The organism is Streptomyces bicolor (assembly GCF_000719285.1).
In the GTDB taxonomy this organism is placed as follows: domain Bacteria; phylum Actinomycetota; class Actinomycetes; order Streptomycetales; family Streptomycetaceae; genus Streptomyces; species Streptomyces bicolor.
Genome location: NZ_JOFS01000011.1, coordinates 103,968 through 123,521, shown reverse-complemented (window position 1 = coordinate 123,521; position 19,554 = coordinate 103,968). Strand labels below are relative to the sequence as shown.

At 71.1% G+C, this 19,554-nt stretch carries 22 protein-coding genes; 10 read left to right on the top strand and 12 right to left on the bottom strand.

The features are described 5' to 3' along the window. Window positions 1-134 precede the first annotated feature (134 nt). Window positions 135-878, bottom strand: coding sequence for a class I SAM-dependent methyltransferase (locus IF78_RS0117460; protein ID WP_031482355.1), 744 nt, complete (start codon window positions 876-878; stop codon window positions 135-137). 339 nt (window positions 879-1,217) lie between these two features. Here IF78_RS0117460 and IF78_RS48905 point away from each other — a divergent pair, with 339 nt between their 5' ends. Next, window positions 1,218-2,300 carry a hypothetical protein gene (locus IF78_RS48905; RefSeq protein ID WP_031482353.1) on the top strand — a complete coding sequence of 361 codons (1,083 nt, stop codon included), beginning with the start codon at window positions 1,218-1,220 and terminating at the stop codon, window positions 2,298-2,300. A gap of 210 nt (window positions 2,301-2,510) precedes the next feature. Continuing rightward, window positions 2,511-2,858: a hypothetical protein gene (locus IF78_RS0117450; RefSeq protein ID WP_031482351.1), complete on the top strand. Its 348-nt coding sequence runs from the start codon at window positions 2,511-2,513 to the stop codon at window positions 2,856-2,858. Between the two features lie 46 nt (window positions 2,859-2,904). Here the strand turns inward: IF78_RS0117450 and IF78_RS47690 are convergent, their stop codons facing one another. The 6 genes from IF78_RS47690 to IF78_RS0117425 all read right to left on the bottom strand — a co-directional run bounded on the left by IF78_RS47690 (window position 2,905) and on the right by IF78_RS0117425 (window position 6,481). After that, window positions 2,905-3,240 carry a hypothetical protein gene (locus IF78_RS47690; RefSeq protein WP_107049956.1) on the bottom strand — a complete coding sequence of 112 codons (336 nt, stop codon included), beginning with the start codon at window positions 3,238-3,240 and terminating at the stop codon, window positions 2,905-2,907. Between the two features lie 106 nt (window positions 3,241-3,346). Beyond that, complete coding sequence (locus IF78_RS0117440) at window positions 3,347-4,090, bottom strand: SDR family oxidoreductase (protein ID WP_031482348.1); 744 nt, start codon at window positions 4,088-4,090, stop codon at window positions 3,347-3,349. After that, the gene (locus IF78_RS48455; RefSeq protein ID WP_158751425.1) at window positions 4,087-4,299 is read right to left on the bottom strand and encodes a hypothetical protein; all 213 of its coding nucleotides are present in this window, start codon (window positions 4,297-4,299) and stop codon (window positions 4,087-4,089) included. The genes IF78_RS0117440 and IF78_RS48455 overlap by 4 nt, the downstream gene beginning before the upstream one ends. Before the next feature lie 151 nt (window positions 4,300-4,450). Further along, window positions 4,451-4,708 carry an OsmC family protein gene (locus tag IF78_RS0117435; protein ID WP_234439825.1) on the bottom strand — a complete coding sequence of 86 codons (258 nt, stop codon included), beginning with the start codon at window positions 4,706-4,708 and terminating at the stop codon, window positions 4,451-4,453. A 33-nt stretch (window positions 4,709-4,741) separates the two neighbouring features. After that, complete coding sequence (locus IF78_RS0117430) at window positions 4,742-5,638, bottom strand: RNA polymerase sigma-70 factor (RefSeq protein WP_031482345.1); 897 nt, start codon at window positions 5,636-5,638, stop codon at window positions 4,742-4,744. Between the two features lie 84 nt (window positions 5,639-5,722). Then, window positions 5,723-6,481, bottom strand: coding sequence for a class I SAM-dependent methyltransferase (locus tag IF78_RS0117425; RefSeq protein WP_234439824.1), 759 nt, complete (start codon window positions 6,479-6,481; stop codon window positions 5,723-5,725). 224 nt (window positions 6,482-6,705) lie between these two features. On the opposite strand from IF78_RS0117425, the gene IF78_RS0117420 reads away from it, so the two are divergent. Then, a complete protein-coding gene (locus IF78_RS0117420) occupies window positions 6,706-7,635 on the top strand; it encodes a UTP--glucose-1-phosphate uridylyltransferase (RefSeq protein WP_031482340.1) in 930 nt (309 codons plus the stop codon). Between the two features lie 27 nt (window positions 7,636-7,662). Here the strand turns inward: IF78_RS0117420 and IF78_RS0117415 are convergent, their stop codons facing one another. From IF78_RS0117415 to IF78_RS0117400, 4 genes are read right to left on the bottom strand one after another with little or no spacing between them, the layout of a single operon-like run. Continuing rightward, the gene (locus IF78_RS0117415) at window positions 7,663-8,601 is read right to left on the bottom strand and encodes a hypothetical protein (RefSeq protein ID WP_031482338.1); all 939 of its coding nucleotides are present in this window, start codon (window positions 8,599-8,601) and stop codon (window positions 7,663-7,665) included. Continuing rightward, complete coding sequence (locus IF78_RS0117410; protein ID WP_031482336.1) at window positions 8,598-9,083, bottom strand: hypothetical protein; 486 nt, start codon at window positions 9,081-9,083, stop codon at window positions 8,598-8,600. Before IF78_RS0117410 ends, IF78_RS0117415 begins: the two co-directional genes overlap by 4 nt. A gap of 3 nt (window positions 9,084-9,086) precedes the next feature. Further along, window positions 9,087-10,310 carry a macrolide family glycosyltransferase gene (locus IF78_RS0117405; RefSeq protein WP_031482334.1) on the bottom strand — a complete coding sequence of 408 codons (1,224 nt, stop codon included), beginning with the start codon at window positions 10,308-10,310 and terminating at the stop codon, window positions 9,087-9,089. Then, complete coding sequence (locus IF78_RS0117400) at window positions 10,307-10,789, bottom strand: patatin-like phospholipase domain-containing protein (protein WP_234439823.1); 483 nt, start codon at window positions 10,787-10,789, stop codon at window positions 10,307-10,309. The genes IF78_RS0117405 and IF78_RS0117400 overlap by 4 nt, the downstream gene beginning before the upstream one ends. Window positions 10,790-11,137: 348 nt before the next feature. On the opposite strand from IF78_RS0117400, the gene IF78_RS0117395 reads away from it, so the two are divergent. Genes IF78_RS0117395 through IF78_RS0117375 form a run of 5 tightly spaced genes read left to right on the top strand, consistent with a single transcriptional unit; the run spans window position 11,138 to window position 15,054 of the window. Next, entirely contained in the window at window positions 11,138-11,323 is a 186-nt protein-coding gene (locus tag IF78_RS0117395; protein WP_031482330.1) for a hypothetical protein, read from the top strand. A 23-nt stretch (window positions 11,324-11,346) separates the two neighbouring features. Next, a complete protein-coding gene (locus tag IF78_RS0117390) occupies window positions 11,347-12,075 on the top strand; it encodes a hypothetical protein (protein ID WP_031482328.1) in 729 nt (242 codons plus the stop codon). Continuing rightward, a complete protein-coding gene (locus IF78_RS0117385; protein WP_051827964.1) occupies window positions 12,072-13,022 on the top strand; it encodes a DUF6895 family protein in 951 nt (316 codons plus the stop codon). The genes IF78_RS0117390 and IF78_RS0117385 overlap by 4 nt, the downstream gene beginning before the upstream one ends. Beyond that, a complete protein-coding gene (locus tag IF78_RS0117380) occupies window positions 13,019-13,939 on the top strand; it encodes a DUF6895 family protein (RefSeq protein WP_031482324.1) in 921 nt (306 codons plus the stop codon). Before IF78_RS0117385 ends, IF78_RS0117380 begins: the two co-directional genes overlap by 4 nt. Beyond that, window positions 13,936-15,054 (top strand): serine hydrolase domain-containing protein, encoded by a 1,119-nt coding sequence (locus IF78_RS0117375; RefSeq protein WP_031482322.1) that lies wholly within the window; start codon window positions 13,936-13,938, stop codon window positions 15,052-15,054. Before IF78_RS0117380 ends, IF78_RS0117375 begins: the two co-directional genes overlap by 4 nt. Window positions 15,055-15,161: 107 nt before the next feature. Here IF78_RS0117375 and IF78_RS0117370 read toward each other — a convergent pair whose 3' ends face one another. Continuing rightward, a complete protein-coding gene (locus tag IF78_RS0117370; RefSeq protein WP_031482320.1) occupies window positions 15,162-16,529 on the bottom strand; it encodes an alpha-lytic protease prodomain-containing protein in 1,368 nt (455 codons plus the stop codon). A 297-nt stretch (window positions 16,530-16,826) separates the two neighbouring features. Between IF78_RS0117370 and IF78_RS0117365 the strand changes: the two genes are divergently transcribed. Then, complete coding sequence (locus tag IF78_RS0117365) at window positions 16,827-17,276, top strand: Fur family transcriptional regulator (RefSeq protein ID WP_031482318.1); 450 nt, start codon at window positions 16,827-16,829, stop codon at window positions 17,274-17,276. 24 nt (window positions 17,277-17,300) lie between these two features. Next, window positions 17,301-19,517: a catalase/peroxidase HPI gene (gene katG, locus IF78_RS0117360; protein ID WP_031482316.1), complete on the top strand. Its 2,217-nt coding sequence runs from the start codon at window positions 17,301-17,303 to the stop codon at window positions 19,515-19,517. Window positions 19,518-19,554: the final 37 nt, after the last annotated feature.

The window sequence follows — 19,554 nt, the reverse complement described above, 5'->3', positions numbered from 1 at the left end:
CGGGCGGCCACCCGGCCGGGCCTGGGCCGGGTGGCGTCGCCGGCCGGACCGGTGAAGTCGGCGAGGCCGGACAGGTAGGCCCGGTTCAAGGTCCGCCATCCTCCACCGGGGCACTGGTCAGGCCGGTCGGCCGGTCAGGCGCGGCAGCGGAGCATCTCCAGTGGCGGGTGCGCGAGGAGGTCCGCCCAGAAGTCCTCGCCGAACTCCTGGATACCGGCTTCGGAGATCTGCAGCGGAACCCACTCCACGGCGCTGAACCCGGTCGCCCGCAGACACTCCTCGTACACCTCGCGGCGCGGGACCGTGGAGACGATGCTGATCGGCTGCGGCTCGAGGAGAGCGGTGACCCGCACACGCGGGCCCGTCTCGGATTCCTCTCCGGTGGGCTCGCAGCGGAAGCCGTACCTGTCCAGGGACGCGCAGTCGAACCGGTAGTCGGGCTTCTGGCAGAACACGAAGAACTCCCCGCCCGGCACCAGGCTCCGGTGGATGTTGTGACACATCCGCTCCATCGCCGCGATGTCCTCGGCGTAGTTGAGGCACTGCACTCCCACCGCGATGTCGAAGCGCCGGCCGAGCGGCCGCAGTTCGGCCACGTCACCTACCTCGTAGCGCGCACCCAGCGGGTCACGTTGCTCGATCTGCCGCGCGGCGGCGATCATCTCGACGGAGATGTCGACGCCGAGGACCTCGGTGGCGCCGCGCCGCTTGAACTCCCTGCTGTAGAAACCGGTACCGCACGCCACATCGAGAACCGACCTGCCGCGCACGTCCCCGACCAGGCCCAGGAAGCTGGGCACCTCCCCGTAACGCATCAACGGCAGGGACTTGAATCCCTCGAACGCCTCGCCGATCTCGTCGTACTGCTGCACGCTCATGTGCTGCCCCCTTCTGTGCTTCGTCCCGTACGTGGCCGCGCCGGCGTTCCGGATGCACAGGCGCGCCGGGCCGCGGTCGTGGCAGAGAGTCTTCCTTCGCCCCGTCCGGCCGCCGTACTGGCAGATGACACAGAGAAGTTGGCCGGGTGACCCACCGATCACCCAATGCCAACTCACTGACCAGCGCGGACACGGCAATTGGCGCCGGCCGTGCCGTACTCCGCGGGACCGGTCCCGGCACCGCGCGGCTACCGTGCCGATATGCCGCGACTCGATCTCGCGCCGCACTCGAGGCTGGCGGAAGGAAAAAACGACGGGAAGTCCCACTGGGGAGGGCACATGGGGCAGTGGCGGCTACGGCGTTCACTGTCGGGGTCGGCGACGCGGTACGGGTTCGGTGAGGTGCGGCGGGTGCACCGTGAGCGCCGGTCTGCGCTGGTCCTGGTGATCGCCAAGCTCGGTTTCGACTGGGCGATGGTGCTGTTCCTCATCGAGGCCTTGTCCGAGTTGGACTTCGACCCGGGCGTCAGACCCGTCGCGGTGTTCCTCTGGTTGGTGGGTTCCTGGGGCGGCTTTGTGTATTGGCTGATCGGGCGGGCCGGGAGTCGCTGGTACGCGGTATGCGACGGCGGTCTGCTGGTGGGAGGGGGAGGAACGGAGACGATCGCCGTCGCCTGGGACGCGGTGGAGGGAGTCGGCCCCGTGGCGGGAGGCGAGGCCGGGAAGGGGGCCTGGCGGCTCTCGTGGCTCGACGGCGGCAAGCAGCGGTACGTCACCTTCCGTACCGTGACCGACCGTGAAGCGCTGGTCCAGGCGGTCGAACTCCGGGAGCCTGTGCCGACACCGCCGGGTCGGCGGGTTCTCGCGGGAGCGGGGCTGGTGACCGTGGCGGGCGTGGTGGTGTGGGCGGTCGCGCTGTCCTCGCTCGGTGACGTCGTCATGGTCAGCCGGCCGTACTATCTGCGTGACTTCGGGCGGCTGTGCACCCACCCTGGCGCCTCGTACGCCAAGGCGGCGCCTTACGGCGGGAGCGGCCCGCATCCCGTGGTCCTCATCGATGAGGAGAAGGGCACCGACCCGGTGGTCACGGCCCCGGCCGGCCGATCCGGCGAGCCGGACCCCGATGACGTTCAGCTGGTGGTGTGCAGCCGAATCGTCCGACGCGAGCTCGACCTGGTCTGCATGTATGAGGGGGGCGAGGCGAGCCTGACCTTCTACCGGGCCCGCTACCGCATCGATGTGTACGAGGCGCGTACCGGCCGCAGGATCACCGGGCACACCGTGGATGCCGACACCGTCGACTCCTGCCCGATCTGGATGTCGCTCAACGGGAGGCGCGGCCGCGAGGAGCGTGTTGCCGCCCCGGCTCAGGAGGAGTACCAGCACATCGTCGACGAAGTCGCCGTCGGCTCACCCTCGTAGGCGCCTCTCACTCACCGGTCCTGCGTATGCACCCTGGCGTACGCACGCTGCCCGGACCGCGACGCTTCACCTGTGAAGGGTGCGAGGAGGTTGGGAAAGCACCGCTCGTGCGGCCACCGCGGTCCGGAGCGGACGTGGCCGAATGAGTGACGCAGCCAGGTCCGGCAACCAAGTCACCTCCGCCGGGCCTGGGCGGACGGGGAGCGCCGAATGGGGACCATGATCATACGGATGCGAGCGCTGGCCGAGGCCCCGCCACGGGTGTGGATCGCGGTGGGTGGATTCCTCGGTCCCGCAACGCAGCCCCACATCCGGCGGGGGCTGTACGACCGTGCCATGGCCGGAGCCCGCGAGTTCTTCCTCGACCTGCGGGAACTGCACTGCGACGGCGGGGTGGCCAGAGGCGACGTACGGGCCCTGTTCCCCGATCACCCCGGGGCGCGGTTCCATCTCGTGGGCGCTGCGGACCGAATCCGCGACTGCGTCGGCAGCGATCCACGCTTCACCGTGCACACCCGTCTTGAGTCCGCCTGGAACGCCTGGTCACAGGATCCGTGAGGGGTGACCTGCGAGCGCCGGTGGCGATCCGCGCCGGCAGACCCTGTCACAGCAGATGCCGTCGTTCATCGAGCAGCTCCGCGATCGGTACGGCGTCGTCCGTACCCGTCATACGGCATTCCTCCGTCTCCCGCACAGCCCCACAGCACGTCCACCGAATGAGACCGGACGGGCGCTGCTCCCGTGACATCAGCCGGAACAGGAACGACACCAATGGCCCGTCGCCGGCGAGGCGCGCGATCTGCGCCTTCTGGGGGGCCGTTTGTGCCGTGACCGTGCGTCTGCGGGTCGTGGCCCCCGTGGCCTGGAGTTCCCGCCGCGCGCGTTCCGCGAAGGCCTCCGCCCCGCGTTGAACGGGCGGTTCACCTGCTGACGCAGACACTGACGCCGGCGCAGCGTGCCCCGTACGTCCTGAGGGGGGGTTCGGCCATCCGTACAGCCGGATCTCCGGCAGCCAGTGGACCGTATTCAGTGAACCCGCACGGAATTCACTGCTGCGCGAACCACTCCGACAGCTTGGTCGGGGCGATGTCCGCGTCCGGACCCGGCAGCAGGGTGTTCTCCTCCAACTGGGCTCCGGAGTACGGGGCCTTCGGGTCCGTGACGACCGTGCGGGGGTCGTTCTTGGCGGCGAGTGCCTTGCGGATCAGCTCGTCGAGCTGGAACACGTCAGGACCCGCGACCTCCACCACGCCGTTGACGGGAGTGCCGACCGCGGTGCGGCCGACGGCCGCGGCCACGTCGTCGGAGTAGATGGGCTGGATCTTGGCGGGCGACAGACGCACGGTGTCCCCGTCGGTCGAGAGGTCCGCGATCCCCTTGATGAACTCGAAGAACTGGGTGGCGTGGACGATGGAGTACGGCCTGCCGGACGCCTTGATCAGGTCTTCCTGGGCCTGCTTGGCCCGGAAGTAGCCGCTCTCCTGGAGGCGGTCGGTGCCGACCACGGACAGCGCCACGTGGTGCGTCACGCCGGCCTCGGCCTCCGCCTCGAGGAGGTTGGCCGTGGAGGTGCGGAAGAAGTTCAGGACGGCGTCGTCCTCCCACGAGGGCGAGTTGGACACGTCGACCACGACCGACGCGCCCTCCAGGACCTCGGCGAGACCCTCGCCCGTCAGGGTGTTGACGCCGGTGTTGGGCGAGGCCGCGACGGCCTCGTGCCCGTGCTCGTTGAGCTTGCCGACCAGTTTCGAACCGATCAGCCCGGTTCCACCGATCACGACGACCTTCATAGCGGATTCCTCTCGGAGAAAAATTCGGTCTGCACCAGAACAGACAGGACAGGGTCTCTGCGTGTGACAGTCGACGAGCGGGAATCGAGAAAGCTCTTCTCCCGCCGCGCCGTCAGGTCGTTCGGCAAGTTTTCCCTCGGTGGGGGACCGGCCCCGCCGGTGCCGATCACCAGCACCATGGTGGAAAGACGTTGTTCGGTGACAGCCACGGTCTTCTCCGATCAGGGGGTCGTCACTCATCACGACCGGGCCGTCGGTGGATCCGCACAGCCCCTCATTCTGCGGCAATCCAGGCGATGGCGCAGGGTGGGCGACTTGGCCGTGGCACTCGGTCGACCGGGGTTCGGATATCGATGCCGGTCAGGACGCCGGCGTGATGGTCGTCGGTGTTCCCTGCCAGGCCATCCTCGCGTAAGGGCACACCGAGTCGGCCTTCTCCAGGAGCGGAGCGGCGATCTCGGGGTCGACGTCCGGCCACCTGACCACCAGGTCGATGTGCAACAGGCAGCCGCCGTCCTCCGGGTCCCGCCCGAAGGCGACGGTCTCATTGGACGCACCCTCTTGCCGCGCGGAGGAACTCCCGGTCCGGGACAGCTGGTTGACCGACCAGCCACCCACCTTGTGACGGACAGACCCCGCGCCGCGTGGCCCTCAGTCGGCCAGCGAGGCCACGTAGGGAGCCAGCTTGGCCGGATTCATGACCCACATGATGCGTTCGACGCCCCGTGCCGACACATCGACGCAGAGCAGCGCCACCGCGTTGCCGTCTGCGGAGACGAGGACGGCCGGCCTGCCGTTGGCCTCGACCCAGCGAACGTCCGCCGGGGGCCAGAACCGCGGGGCGAAGGCGGCGAGGTACCTGGAGACACGGAGCCGCCCCACGACCGGGATCCTGGAGGCTCCGCGCATGCCTCCGCCGTCGGAGTAACTGACCACGTCCTCGGTCAGGACGTCCTCCAGCTCCGCCAGGCTGCCGGTCCGGGCCGCGGCGAGGAACACCTCCAGAAGGCGCCGGTGAGCGGTGGAGCTGACCGGCGCGCTGCGTTCCGCCGCCAGGTGTTTCCTGGCACGGGTCACCAGCTGGCGCGTATTGGCCTCGCTCGTCTCCAGGATCTCCGCGATCCGCCGGTACGGGTAGTCGAAGGCCTCCCGCAGCACATAGGCGGCCCGTTCCACGGGGTTGAGCTTCTCGAGGAGGAGGAGCACCGCCAGGTCGAGTGCCTCGGCCCGCTCCGCACCCAGCTGCGGATCCGTACGGGTGTCGACCGGCTCCGGAAGCCACGGTCCGACGTACGACTCACGGCGCATCCTGGCGGACTGGGCGAGGTTGATCGCCAGACGGGTCGTGACGGTCGCCAGGAACGCCGTCGGCTCCTGGATCTCGGCGCGGTCGGTCTTCTGCCACCGCAACCACGCGTCCTGGACGATGTCCTCGGCCTCCGTGACGCTGCCGAGCACGCGGTACGCGATGCCGAAGAGCTGGGGGCGCGCCGTCATGAACTGCCTGGTCGCCCGGTCGAGGGAGCCTGCGTCGTCCTCGGCGCGCATGGATGTCCTCCCGTCCTGGACGACCAGGCTACAAGCGGGCACGGCAGGGCGCGCGCCGCCGGACCGGGCTTGGCGGGGCACCCGTCAGCGCCGGCGGAGACGTACGGCCGGCACGGCCGGATCATCCCGACCGGGGCGCGGAAGGAACCCGGATCCCAGCAGTTCCCCGATCACTTCCGCACGGGAGGCCGGCCACATCCAGAACGTCTCGGTGTACTCGCGCAGCACACCGCTCCCGCCCCGCACCCAGTAGTCGAAGCGGGTCCGGATCCGGTCCGCGGCGGCCGGCATCACCATGCGTACCGCGTACTCGTGCCGGCCGACCTTCTGCGCCGGGAGGAGGTATGTGACCTCATCCCGGGGCATGCGGTCGGGCGGGAGCTGGACGAGGAACACTCCTCCGGGCACGAGGGCGTCGGCGCCGGGCGGCCACAGGGCCCGGCGCGCGGCGGGTCGAAGGCAGGCGACGGTGTTGTGGCATACGGCCACGTCGGCCACCTCGTGCAGGACGGCCTCGTCGAGTCTGCGGGGGTGCACGGTGACGCGCGCTCTCACGTCCACGGGGAGCGCTGCGAGCCGGGTCATCAACAGCGACCGCATGGAACGCGAGGGCTCGACGGCGTGCACGGGAGCCCGCGACTGCGCGAGGCTCACGAGCGTCACCCGCCCGGTGCCGGCGCCCACGTCCAGCACACCCCGGCGGGCGAGGCGGACATCGCGGCCGTAGAACCGGCGTACACGTGCCCTGTCCTGGTCCGCTTGCAGGCTGTCGTAGAGCTCGGCACTGATCTCGCAGGCATCCGGTGGCTCCCGGGCTGAAGGAGCAACGGAGACATCTGGCAACAGGGGGAGCATGTAAAAAAGACCGGTCAGGTGGCTCATCTGTGACAGCTGGACCCGCTGCCAGGCGGTCGAGCATCGGGTAGGTCCACGGCCCCCGGCGCGTCCCCCGAGGTGGTGCGACAGCCGGCGAAAAGGGCGACCGGCGGGGCCGCGGCAGGCGTTGGTAGCGTCGGCCATGTGCCGTGCCCACCGGTGCGGTGCGCCGATCGACCGAGAGAGATGTGATGTCCCCGACGATCCGCAGGGCTGTGATCCCCGCCGCCGGACTCGGCTCCCGACTGCTGCCCCTGACGAAGGCGACACCGAAGGAGATGCTCCCGGTCGGCGACAAGCCGGTCATCGAGCACACCGTGCGCGAGCTGGTGGACTCCGGCATCACCGACATCACCATCGTGGTCTCCGGCGGCAAGAGCCTCATCCAGGACCACTTCCGCCCCAACCCCGCGCTCGTCGAGCAGCTTCGCGAGGACGGCAAGACGGCGTACGCCGACGCGGTCGAGGAGGTCGCGGAACTGGCCCGCCGGGGCCACATCACCTACCTCGACCAGTACGGTCCGTACGGCAACGGCACCCCCGTGCTGAACGCCGCCCGTTCCTTCGGCGACGAGCCCGTGCTGGTGCTGTGGCCCGACGACGTCTTCGTGGCCGAGGTCCCCCGCGCCCAGCAGCTGATCAGGGCCTACGAGCAGACCGGCTGCCCGGTGCTGGCCCTCATGCCGATGGACCCGACCGAATCCCAGCGCTACGGCGTGCCCATCGTCAAGGAAGACCTCGGGGACGGCCAGCTGCGCATCACCGGTCTGGTCGAGAAGCCCGAGCCCGTCGCCGCCCCGTCGTCGTACGCGGCCATCGGCGGCTACGTCATCACCCCCGGCATCATCGACGAACTGCGCGAGCAGACCCGCCGCTGGTACGAGCACCGGACCGGCGAGGTCTACCTCACGGACGCCATCAACGCCTACGCCGCCACCCGCGCGGTGTACGGCCAGGTCATCAAGGGACGCTGGTACGACACCGGCAACCCGGCCGACTACCTGGTCGCCCAGATGGCGTTCGCGCTCGCCCACCCGGAGTACGGCCCCCTCCTGCGCGGCCTGGTCGCCGGTCTCGACGACGACCGGGCCGCCGCCCTCCAGGCGGGACCCGACAGCTGACCCGGGCCGTCGCGCCGGCAGGCGCTCTCACGGCGCCGGGTTCTCGCCGGCCGCGGCCGCTTCGCACCGGGCGCGAATGAGCGCGATCACGGTGTCGGTCGTGCGATCGAGGTGGCTTCGGCCGTCCGGCAGCCGTTCCTCCGGGCTGATGTAGCTGCGCGGCCCGAGGTGGGTGGCCGGCTCCAGCCGGTGCACGGTGATCTTCCCGGCGCGGCGGGCGCGGTTCCATCCACTGCGCCGGAACAGGCGCCTGCGCTGCGGGAAGAGCCAGGTGCCGACCCGCTCGATCCGGTCGTACGCGCTGGTGAGCTGATGCACCTGCTCGGCATGGGTGAGGTCGTTGGCGCCGTTGTGGAAGCCGCCGAGCATGATCACCGTGACCGGGCAGTGAAGCCGCGTGTGCAGTTCGTCGACCGCGCCGGTGGCGACCTGCGCGCCGCCGCTGTAACTGAGCAGCACCACGGGGACACCGCTGCCCGGCCGGTAGCCGGCCAGCCGCAGCTGCGTGGCGATCTGGGAGCCGACGGCCCGGTTGTACAGCGGGCGGTACCGGTGGTCGGCGGCGACGAAGATCTGCATGACGTTGTGCAGGAACAGCAGCAGCCCGATGTGGCGGCGTAGCCACGCCCACACCGGACGGTCGGCCAGCGGGTCGGCCAGCGGTGAGTACGGCTGCACCTGCCCCAGCACCCGCAGCTCCGGCGCTCCGGCGAGCACGGCCCGGACCAGCCGGCCGCCGTCCCGGGTGTCACGGACGCGGCGCTTGCCGATGCCGTCCAGGTAGACCAGGTAGGCGTCCGGGGGCCGGTCGGCGGCCGCGCCCCGGGCGTAGGGCATGCCCGCGGGGAGATCGGTCGTGGTGGCCCGGAAGCCGGCGCTGTAGACCAGCACCTCGTAGCGGGCCAGCAGGCCCTCGGCGAGCAGGACCGGCCCGAGCACGCACGCCCACAGCAGGAAGTCGTTCATACGATCGACTCCGTCGTCCGGGGCGCACTGATCCTCACGACCAGACGCCGTACGGCCTCCACAGCGATCCCGAGTCCGGCCCCGGCGGCGGCCACACAGCCGGCGGCGCCCCACCAGCCGAGCCCGCTCGCCGCAGCGAGCGGACCGGCCAGGCCGGCCCCGAGCCCCACGAAGCGCAGCAGGTGGAGCAGCGGCCCGAGCAGCGGGAAGGCCAGGACGGCGGAGAGCACCAGCGGCGCGACCAGGCCCGGTGTCCATTCCAGGCCGTCGCCCGGCGGGGGAGCGGACACCACCAGCTCGGCCAGGGTCCACGCGGTCAGCGGCCACAGTGCGAACACGGCCGCCTCGACCAGGCCGGCGGCCAGCAGCGACCCAGCAACCAGAGTCGGTGGCATGCCGGGCCGACGCACGAGCAGGGGCAGGATGCGGCCGGCGGCCTCCGACAGCCCGCCGAACAGCAGCAGGACGACGACGGCGGACATCGCTCAGCCTCGCCGCGACGGATCGGCGGGGACCGGCCGACGGACCCGGTCGGCCGTTCGCGCGTACCGCTCGAGCTCGTCGGCGGCCCGTCGATATCCACCCGCGTCGTGCTGGGCGGCCTTGAGGGCGGTCGCGGCTGTGCGGAACCCCGGCTCGTGCAACAGGTGCCGGGCGAGGGAACGCACGGAGCCCGTGGCGACATCCTGGGTACGGATCGACAGGCCCGCGCCGAGTTCGACGACGCGACGGGCGATCATCGGCTGGTCGGCGCCCTGCGGCACCACCAGCATTGGGACCCCGGCGTACATGGCCTCGTTGACGCTGTTCATCCCGCCATGGGTGACGAACAGGGCCGCGCGGGCCAGCACCTGCGGCTGCGGCACGAAGCGCAGAGGGAGCACATTCGCCGGCAACGGTCCCAGCGCCTCAGGATCGGTCTGGCCGGTGGAGACGATCACGGTGCCGCCCAGGGGGGCGAGCGCGAGGGCGAACGTGCGCAGCAGCTCGGGGCCGGCGTTGAACACGGTGCCCAGCGAGGCGTACAGCACCGGATCCCGTAGCCGGTCGGTCTCGAACGACGGGTCGACCGGGCGGGCGCCGATGCTGGGGCCGACGAAACGGTAGGACCCGTCGAAGTGCTCGACGGCGGGCTGGAAGGCCGGCGAGGTGTAGACCAGATTGAGCGGCCGGCGGATGTTCAGCAAGTCGAGCACGGGCAGCCCGCGCGCGTCGAAGCGGCGGTGCAGCGCCCAGCGGGAGCGCAGATAACCCTGGACGCTGCGGGGCTGTTTCCGCGCCATGGCGAGCAGGTCCCACGAGCCGCTGGTGGGGCTCGGGACATGCCGGTTGAAGGCGAACGTGGTGAACGAGGAGGCCGCCGGCACACCGAGCTCGCGGGCGGCGACCGCGCCCCACGGGCAGGAGCTGTCGTGGACGATCAGGTCGGGCCGGCCGCGGCGCAGGTCGTCCAGCACAGCGGGCAGCAGACGGACGGTGGTGCGCGCCAGGGACTCCAGCAGCGTGACCGGTGTCGGCGGATCGGGGAGAGGCGGGTCGCCCCCGGGGTAGAGGTACACCTTCGCACCGGCGGCCTCGATCGCCGCACGGAACGCGGGTGAGGTGCGATACGTGACGGTGTGGCCGCGCCGGACCAGCTCGGCCACGACCGGCAGCGTCGGGTTGACGTGCCCGTGCATGCCGATGTTGAGGAACGCGATGGTACTCACAGCCCGGCCTCCACCACGGAAGAAGTCGATGCCCCGCCCGGACCGGCGGGCGTCGCCGAAGGTTCGTCGACCCGGTACTGGCCCGGGTCACGCTCGATCTGATGGCGCAACAGCAGCGTCCCGGCCCGGGCGGCGATCGCACCGGCACGGAGGCGCGGACCGACAGGGCGGGGCGGCGAACTCTCCGGCCCGGTCGACACCACCACCACGCCGGCCGGCAGCCCGGACTCGAGGTCTGCGCGGTCGAGCAGGACCGGGGCGCCGGTGCCCAGGTCCATGGCCGTGAACGGGACCGCCAACTGCTCGATCCGCGACGGCAGTCCGGCCCGGGCGATCAGTCGGCGCAGCTGCGTCCACACATGGTTCAACCACGGCGCGGCCCGGTCGGGGTGGGCGGCCGCAATGGCCCCGTTGAGGGCACCCACCGAGGTTCCGATGATCATGTCCGGCACGAATCCGCGCTGCTGACGCGATTCCACGGTGATCTCCTTGTCGCGCGACGGCATACGCATGAATGACCGGAGCCACCCACGCCGTGTGACAGGGCGCTGTGTGTGAACTGCGTCTCCCCACAGTGCGACACGCAGGTGTAGGTGTCAGCGGGGGCGCAACTGACGCCAACTGACGCCTGCAGCAGGGGAGTTGGCGGTGTACAGCTGAACGGCGTCCACGCCGCCCGGGGTGACGCCCGCAGTTCACGCGCTGGTGGGAAAGTCTGCGATGTTTTGGAAGTGACCTATGTCCACTTCTGGGAAAAGATGCGTGCTCTGTGGCGATGTGGTGACCTTGGTTGTGGAGGCTATGGCTAACCCAGAGGAGATGGTGTTATGCCTTCCATTGACAAGGCGATCGAGGACATCACCGGCGTCCGGAGCGACCTCGAAGCGGCACTCGACCCCGCTGAACCGGACGGCGTCTACCGTGACAGCCGTGAATGCGCCGCCCTGGCGCTGCTCTCGGCGGACACCAAGCTGCTGCTGTCCCCGCCGACCCCCCGCCCCAAGAAGGGCTGAGCGGACCGACAGGAGCAGGCTGAATGGAGCAGTCAGGCACTTCGGCCCTCTTGCAGGGCGCGGTGCAGGACCTTGCGTCCGACGTGGTCTCCGCCCTTCGGGGTGGAGACCACCTGCGCATGTCCGGCACCGGAGCGGTGGACGAGATCGAGGGAAGCCTCGACCTCGCGGCCGTACGCGTGTTGGGAGCGGATCTGCTGCTGCCGCACGTACTCTTCCCCTCCCCGCCCGACCCGGCGGCACTCGCCGTGTTCCGGAAGACGGTGGAGACCTTCCCACCCCGCGCCGACGCGGCCCCCACCGTCAAGTGGAGCCACTGGGCGATGAGTCGGACCCTGCGACGGTTCGACACGCCCCTGTCCGGTGCGCCCGGAGCACCCGGCGCGTCCTTCGAGGACGAGGCCGCCGAACCCGACGCCGGCTGGCTCGACGAGGCGACCTGGCAGGCGCTCACCCATCAACTCGCCGTCCTGGCACCGCTCGCGGTACCCGCGGAGGACTGTGCCGTGGTCCGCGCCGCCCGGCGCCGCCCGGTCGACGTGGCCCGGGGTTTCGTACGGGCCGTGCGGCGCAGGGACTGGCAACAGGCGGCCGGCGCGGGACGCTGGCTCACCCTGCTCGACGGAGTGCCGGACACGCTCGGCCTCGAAGCCGGGCTGGACTTCGTGGAACTCATGGGCGGCAACGACCCCCGGGTGGCCCTTCAGGTACAGGCGGCCCGCGTCATGCGGACGGCCGGAGCCCTCGTATGACCGCCGGAGGCATCACCGCCCCGGGCGTCGACGAGATCCGCGAGGTGGGAGCCGCCGCGTTCGCGTGGCTGTCGGCGCACCGCGACGACTTCGCCCTGGGCGAGGACGCGCTCACCCTCGACGGCCACGTGGACGCCACCTGGAAACCGCTCGGCGAACTGGCCCAGACCTGCGCGAGCGTACGCGCGCACACACAGCCGACCGATCCCCTGCATGCCCGCGCTGCCGATCTGTTGCGGTTCGCCTGGCAACAGACCGGCCGGGGCGAGTTGTTCCTCCGCCTCCAGCGGCTGGAGCCCTTCGCGACCTACCCCCTGGAGATCTACTCCGTCTTCGCCTCGGCCGGTTTGCGGCACGCCGGGTACGAGGCCGCCGCCGCCACGACGGCCCGCACCCGAAGCTGGCGGCTCACCGAGCACGAACCGACCCGCCGGCTCGGCGTCCTGAGAGCCGAGCGGCGCAGCGGCATCCACCGGCCGGAGCGGGCCGCGCAGACGCTGCGGCGCACCTGGCTGGGCGGACTTCCGGAACCGTGGACCTTCGAGCGCTCGTCGGGATACGCGCTCACCCACGTCGTCTTCCACCTCACCGACTGGGGCCGCCTCCCCGCGGGCGTCCCCGGCGATCTCGCCGCCTACCTCGCCCACTGGCTGCCGCCCTGGCTCGACACCTGCCTGGACGCCGGGATGTGGGACCTGAGCTGCGAGCTGCTGGTGGTGGCCGGCAGCCTCCCGGGCCCGACCGACCCGGCGACCCTGCACCACGCCTGGACCCGCATCGCGCGGGCCCAGCACCCGTCCGGCGCGCTCCCGGAGCAGGACCTCCCGGGCGACCCCGGAGCGGACCGGGAGCCGGACTTCCGCCGCTGCTACCACTCCACGTTGATGGCCGCCTTCGCGGCGGCACAGACCGTCAAGTGCCTTGCCGCCGAAGGAGTGCCAGCATGACCGACACCCGTCTCATGCACACCGTCGGCGTCCGCGCCCTGGAGTGGCTGTGGGCCCATCGCGACGGATTCCGCCTGGAGCCCGACGTCGATCCCGAAGTGGGCTTCCTGGAGCGCTTCAAGCCGGTCGGCGAACTGGCCCTGATCTGCCGGGTGTTGTTCCGCGAGGGCGTGGCCGGATCGCGGCAGGCCGACCTCGCGCGTCGGCTCCTCGACCACACCTGGCGCAACACACTGGACGGCGGTCGCATGCTGGTGCGCGGCCAGCGCGTCGAACCGCTGTCGCCCATCCCGTTCGAGGTGTACCTCCCGTACAAGGAACTCGGGTACAGCGAGCCCGAAGTTGAGCGCGCCACCGTCCTCTACCACCGGCTCGACAGCTGGGCCGCCCTCGAACTGGACCCGACCCGCCGCCTCGGACTGTCCGCGTTCCAGCGCCGCTTCGGCCTCGTCCCCCGCGTCCCCGAGGCGGACAGCGTCGGTTCCACCTGGCTGGGACAGACGCCCGAGCCCTGGACGGTCAGCGGGCACATCGCCTACGACGTCACCCACACGGTGTTCCACCTCACCGACTGGGGAGAGCACCCCGAAGGCCTGCCGCCGGACATCGCCGACTACCTCGCCACCTGGCTGCCGGTCTGGATCGACGACTGGCTGGACCTGGAGCGCTGGGACCTGCTCGGCGAACTCCTCGTCGTCGACGCCTGCCTGCCCCGCCCCACCCTGGACGAACGGGCCTGGCGGGGCTTCGCCGCCGCGCAGCAGCCGGACGGCGCCATGCCGGCCGTACGGACGATGCCCGAGGGCGAACCGGACGAGGTGTTCGACATCGTCTACCACCCGACGCTGGTCGCCGCGTTCGCCTCCATGCTGGCCACCTCGCGCGCCCTCGCCGAGCTGACGCACGCCACCGAATGACCGGCCGGTCCACGCCCTGGCCGGGCGCCGCCGACGATCCGGACGAGGCGGATGAGGCGGACAAGGCGGACGAAGCGGGGGCGCGCGGCGCCCTCGGCACCACTCCGGGCAGCGACGACGCGCTGCGCGAGCGGCTGGTGAGCGCGGTCGACGCCGTGGACGCGCCCGACGTCGTCCTCGCCGTCTCCCGGTCCGGTCGCCGCACCCTGCACTGCGGTGGCACCGCCTCGCCCCCGCCGGTCCCGCGGGAGGACCTGCGCTACGAGATCGGCTCGGCGTCGAAGGCGTTCACCGGACTCCTGCTGGCCCGGCTCATCCAGCGCGGCCTGCTGACCGGGGGCGAGCCGGCCGCCTCCTGCCTGGACCCCCACCGGCGCGGCGGCCCGGCTCCGGTGACGCTCGCCCACCTCATCACGCACACCGCCGGACTGCCCGCCCTGCCGGGCGACTTCTATGTGCGGGCGCTTCCCGCCTGGCGCACCAACCCCTACGGTCGCTATCCGGCCGAGCGGGTGACCGGCGCGTTCCTGCGCCATCGCCCCCGGCACCGGCCCGGCACCCGGTGGCACTACTCCAACTTCGGCGTCGCCGTGCTCGGTCACGCCGTCGCCGCGGCGACCGGCACGCAGTGGGATGAGCTGCTCGGCGCCCATGTGCTGCGTCCGCTCGGCCTGAGCGGCACCGCCCTGGCGGCGGCGGATCCGAAGGCCGACGCCGTAGGACACGGCAAGGACGGGCGCACGCCCACCCTCGCCTTCGACGCCGGCGGGTTCGCGGCGGCGGGTGCCGTCCGCGCCACCCCGCACGACCTGCTGACGTTCCTCGAGGCCCACCTCGACCCGGCCGGCTCCCCGCTCGCCGACGCACTGCGGGCGGTGCGCACACCGGTGCTCCGGCGAGGACTGGATCGCCGGCACATCCACACAGTGGCGTGGTTCCGGCACCCCACGAACGGCGGGCCGATGTACTTCCACAGCGGGGCGACACTCGGCCAGCAGGCGTTCCTAGGCTTCAGGCCCGACACGGGCACGGCCCTGGTCGCGCTGTGCACCCGCCGATTCCGCGCCCGCGACCCCTTCGTCGCCACCGCCTACGCGCTCCTCGCGCAGGACTAGAGCCCGTCCGGGAGAGACGGGCCCTGGCGTGCCTGCGGGCGGGCAGCCTCGGATGCGGAGCGGACGGTGCGGGGGCCGGCCCCCGCACCGCCACGGCCGTACGACTCCTACAGCCGCTGCCACAGGGCCGGCGTCGCGACCGGCGACCAGCCGCGCTGTGCCTGGTGGGACTGCAGGCACTGGTACCGCACACCCGCGTGGGTCACGGTCGCGCCCGCCTCGTAGACGCGGCCCGCGGTCCAGGTGTCCACGGCGTTGTCCTCCGGAGCCGGGGTTCCGGGCTCGGTGGGCGCGGTCTTCAGGACGAGGCCGAAGTCGCTGAGGATCGGGTTGATGGGCTGGTAGAAGGTGGTGCCGCCGTTCGTGCAGTTGCCCGAGCCGCCGGAGGTCACGCCCTGCGCCTGGGTTCCGGAGATGTAGGGGCCGCCGGAGTCACCCGGTTCGGCGCACACCGTGGTCTCGGTGACGCCGTTGACGGTGCCCTGGGCGTAGCTGACGCTCGTGTCGTGCTGCGAGATGGTGCCGCAGTGCCAGCCCGTGGTGGAGCCGGAGCGGCAGATCGACGCCCCGACGAGCGCCTGGACCGATCCGGTGACCTGCGTGCGCTGGCCACCCGCGCCCTTCACGTCGGCCGTCGTGGTCCAGTCACTGTTGACGGCGATCCAGGACATGTCCTTGCGGGGGAACGTGGACGCCTGGAACGTGCCCTGGTCCGCCAGGTTGTAGCCGGCGGTCGAGTCGCCCCGGTTGCCGCAGTGACCCGCCGAGGCGAAGCCCTGCTGGTCGTCCTTGGTGACGGAGAATCCGACGGAACAGCGGGCGGAGCTCTCGATGTAGTAGGCGTCGCCGCCGACCACGTCCGCCAGCAGCCGCGGCCGTACCGCCGAGACGCGGATGCCCACGCCCTTGCCCTGGAGGTCGGCGGCCTCGATGAAGGCGGTGGCGGCCGACCGCTTGATCGCCTGTACGACGACCCGGTTGGCCGGTACGTCCACGTACCAGACCGGTGTGTCCCGCGTCTTGACCTTGCGGGCGGTCGCGTCGAGCTTGCTCTTCACCGACTGGAGCTCGGTCAACGGCCGCTTGACGACCGCCGCCTTGGCGCCCTGGGCCTCGATGGCGGACACGTCGGCTGCATGGGTGGTGGCGACGGTGAGCTCGGCGGAGGTCGCTCCTCGCACCCAGGCCCCCGCGAAGTGCGTGCCCAGGGCGTTGCGGAGGCGGCCCGCACGGGCGCCCGCCTCCGCCTCGTTGACCAGCCGCTCCGCCGCCTGACCCGGCTTCAGTTTCAGATCACGCTCCATGGCGCGCAGCACCGCCGCGGGCGGCCGGTCGGCCCCGAGGGTCTGCGCGGCCGTGGACGCGGGCACCGGCGGCGGTGCGGCCGTGGCGGCCGAGGTGGCCCCGGTGAGGACGAGGGTGCCGAGAGCGGTCAGGGCGACGCGGCGGCCGGCCGCGGTGTGTCTGCCGAGCATGCGATGTACCTCCATCGAGTACGAGTGGGATGTCGGCCACGTCGAGGTCTTGACGGAAAGGCATGTCGCGATGCAGGGAGAGGTGTTTTTTCGCGCTTTGGGGGACGTTGGGGGTGCGGCATGTGCGCTAGCGGACGGAAAAAGGGGAGAGAGCGTGGTTCGTCCGGCGCGCCTGGGTGATCCCCGTCGGCCGAAGGGGCGCCGACCCGACGGACCCGTCGGTGGGCCCATGCCCGCACCAAACTTTCATCGTTCGTTTTCTTGAATCATTCGTGTTTAGCGAGGTAGGTTGTCGCCATGACCGCATCCCAGACACCGACCCCCGCCGAGGAGCTGCGCGGTGCCGGCCTGCGGGTGACCGCCGCGCGTGTCGCGCTGCTGGAGGCTGTGCGATCCGGTGACCACCTCGGCGTCGAGGCCATCGCCTCCGGGGTGCGTGATCGCGTGGGTCATGTCTCCCTGCAAGCCGTGTACGAGGGCCTCCACGCGCTCACGGCGGCGGGACTCATACGCCGTATCGAGCCGGCGGGCAGCCCGGCCCGGTTCGAGGGGCGTGTCGGCGACAACCACCACCACGTCGTATGCCGGTCGTGCGGTGTCGTCGCCGATGTCGACTGCGAGGTCGGCGAGGCGCCGTGCCTGACCGCGTCCGACGACCACGGCTTCTCGATCGATGAGGCCGAGGTCATCTACTGGGGCCTGTGCCCTGAATGTTCCACCGCCAACAGTGCACCCCGAGCACTGTGATTCACCTAGTTCGGAAGGTTTCCCATGGCTGAGAACCCCGATGCGATCGTCACTGACGCGAAGGCTGAGGGCACCGGTGGCTGCCCCGTGGCGCACGGTCGCGCCGCGCACCCCACGCAGGGCGGCGGCAACCGTCAGTGGTGGCCGGAGCGGCTCAACCTGAAGATCCTCGCCAAGGACCCCGTCGTCGCGAACCCGCTCGGTGAGGAGTTCGACTACGCCGAGGCGTTCCAGGCCCTGGACCTCGAGGCCGTGAAACGGGACATCGCCGAGGTGCTCACCACCTCGCAGGACTGGTGGCCGGCCGACTTCGGCAACTACGGCCCGCTGATGGTCCGTATGGCCTGGCACAGCGCCGGCACCTACCGCATCAGCGACGGCCGCGGCGGTGGCGGTCGTGGTCAGCAGCGCTTCGCGCCGCTGAACAGCTGGCCGGACAACGGCAACCTGGACAAGGCCCGCCGTCTGCTGTGGCCGGTGAAGAAGAAGTACGGCCAGTCAATCTCCTGGGCCGACCTCATGATCCTCACGGGTAACGTCGCCCTGGAGCAGATGGGCTTCGAGACCTTCGGCTTCGGCGGCGGCCGCGCCGACGTCTGGGAGGCCGACGAGGACGTCTACTGGGGTCCCGAGACCACCTGGCTCGACGACCAGCGCTACAGCGGCGACCGCGAGCTGGAGAACCCGCTCGGCGCCGTCCAGATGGGCCTCATCTACGTCAACCCGGAGGGCCCGAACGGCAACCCGGACCCGCTGGCCGCGGCCCGCGACATCCGCGAGACGTTCCGCCGCATGGCGATGAACGACGAGGAGACCGTCGCCCTCATCGCCGGTGGCCACACCTTCGGCAAGACCCACGGCGCCGGCCCGGCCGACGCGGTCGGCAACGACCCCGAGGCCGCCTCCATGGAGGAGCAGGGCCTGGGCTGGAAGTCCACCTACGGCACCGGCAAGGGTGGCGACGCCATCACCTCCGGTCTCGAGGTCACCTGGACCACCAAGCCCACCCAGTGGAGCAACGACTTCTTCGACATCCTCTTCGGCTACGAGTGGGAGCTGACCGAGTCACCGGCCGGCGCCAAGCAGTGGGTGGCCAAGGACTCCGAGGAGATCATCCCGGACGCGCACGACCCGTCGAAGAAGCGCCGTCCGACGATGCTCACCACCGACCTCTCGCTGCGCTTCGACCCGATCTACGGTGAGATCTCGAAGCGCTTCCACGAGAACCCGGACCAGTTCGCGGACGCCTTCGCCCGCGCCTGGTACAAGCTGACCCACCGTGACATGGGCCCGAAGTCGCTGTACCTCGGCCCGGAGGTCCCGGCGGAGACCCTGCTGTGGCAGGACCCGCTGCCGCAGGCCGAGGGCGAGGCCATCGACGCGGCCGACGTCACGGCCCTCAAGGCCAAGCTCCTCGAGTCGGGCCTGACCGTCTCGCAGCTGGTCGGCACCGCGTGGGCGTCGGCCTCGTCGTTCCGCTCCAGCGACAAGCGCGGCGGTGCCAACGGCGCCCGCATCCGCCTGGAGCCGCAGCGCAACTGGGAGGCCAACGACCCCGACCAGCTCGCGCTGGTGCTGCGGACCCTCGAGGGCATCCAGCAGGAGTTCAACGCCTCCGGTGCCAAGAAGGTCTCCCTGGCCGACCTGATCGTCCTCGGTGGCTCCGCCGCCGTGGAGAAGGCCGCCAAGGACGCAGGTCACGACATCGAGGTGCCGTTCGCCCCGGGCCGTGTCGACGCGACCGAGGAGCACACCGACGCGGAGTCCTTCGCCGCGCTGGAGCCGGCCGCCGACGGGTTCCGCAACTACCTCGGCAAGGGCAACCGCCTGCCGGCCGAGTACCTGCTGCTCGACAAGGCCAACCTGCTCGCCCTGAGCGCGCCCGAGCTGACGGTCCTCGTCGGCGGCCTGCGTGTCCTCGGTGCGAACAGCAACGGGTCCAAGCACGGCGTCTTCACCGAGACCCCGGGCAAGCTGACCAACGACTTCTTCGTCAACCTGCTCGACCTGGGCACGACCTGGAAGTCCACCTCCGAGGACCAGACCACGTTCGAGGGCCGTGACGCCTCCGGCGCGGTCAAGTGGACCGGCACCCGTGCCGACCTCGTCTTCGGCTCGAACTCCGAGCTGCGCGCGCTCGCGGAGGTCTACGCGAGCGACGACGCGAAGGCGAAGTTCGTGAGCGACTTCGTCGCCGCGTGGGTCAAGGTCATGAACGCGGACCGCTTCGACCTTCGCTGAGTCCGGTCGATCCGCACCGACGTCCAGGCAGGCCCGC

What these genes read in the sequence shown, in the direction of transcription:
- IF78_RS0117460 (WP_031482355.1), bottom strand. Translation starts at nt 878, where the DNA reads ATGAGCGTGCAGCAGTACGACGAGATCGGCGAGGCGTTCGAGGGATTC.
- IF78_RS48905 (WP_031482353.1), top strand. Translation starts at nt 1,218, where the DNA reads ATGGGGCAGTGGCGGCTACGGCGTTCACTGTCGGGGTCGGCGACGCGG.
- IF78_RS0117450 (WP_031482351.1), top strand. Translation starts at nt 2,511, where the DNA reads ATGGGGACCATGATCATACGGATGCGAGCGCTGGCCGAGGCCCCGCCA.
- IF78_RS0117440 (WP_031482348.1), bottom strand. Translation starts at nt 4,090, where the DNA reads ATGAAGGTCGTCGTGATCGGTGGAACCGGGCTGATCGGTTCGAAACTG.
- IF78_RS0117430 (WP_031482345.1), bottom strand. Translation starts at nt 5,638, where the DNA reads ATGCGCGCCGAGGACGACGCAGGCTCCCTCGACCGGGCGACCAGGCAG.
- IF78_RS0117420 (WP_031482340.1), top strand. Translation starts at nt 6,706, where the DNA reads ATGTCCCCGACGATCCGCAGGGCTGTGATCCCCGCCGCCGGACTCGGC.
- IF78_RS0117415 (WP_031482338.1), bottom strand. Translation starts at nt 8,601, where the DNA reads ATGAACGACTTCCTGCTGTGGGCGTGCGTGCTCGGGCCGGTCCTGCTC.
- IF78_RS0117410 (WP_031482336.1), bottom strand. Translation starts at nt 9,083, where the DNA reads ATGTCCGCCGTCGTCGTCCTGCTGCTGTTCGGCGGGCTGTCGGAGGCC.
- IF78_RS0117395 (WP_031482330.1), top strand. Translation starts at nt 11,138, where the DNA reads ATGCCTTCCATTGACAAGGCGATCGAGGACATCACCGGCGTCCGGAGC.
- IF78_RS0117390 (WP_031482328.1), top strand. Translation starts at nt 11,347, where the DNA reads ATGGAGCAGTCAGGCACTTCGGCCCTCTTGCAGGGCGCGGTGCAGGAC.
- IF78_RS0117385 (WP_051827964.1), top strand. Translation starts at nt 12,072, where the DNA reads ATGACCGCCGGAGGCATCACCGCCCCGGGCGTCGACGAGATCCGCGAG.
- IF78_RS0117380 (WP_031482324.1), top strand. Translation starts at nt 13,019, where the DNA reads ATGACCGACACCCGTCTCATGCACACCGTCGGCGTCCGCGCCCTGGAG.
- IF78_RS0117375 (WP_031482322.1), top strand. Translation starts at nt 13,936, where the DNA reads ATGACCGGCCGGTCCACGCCCTGGCCGGGCGCCGCCGACGATCCGGAC.
- IF78_RS0117370 (WP_031482320.1), bottom strand. Translation starts at nt 16,529, where the DNA reads ATGCTCGGCAGACACACCGCGGCCGGCCGCCGCGTCGCCCTGACCGCT.
- IF78_RS0117365 (WP_031482318.1), top strand. Translation starts at nt 16,827, where the DNA reads ATGACCGCATCCCAGACACCGACCCCCGCCGAGGAGCTGCGCGGTGCC.
- katG (WP_031482316.1), top strand. Translation starts at nt 17,301, where the DNA reads ATGGCTGAGAACCCCGATGCGATCGTCACTGACGCGAAGGCTGAGGGC.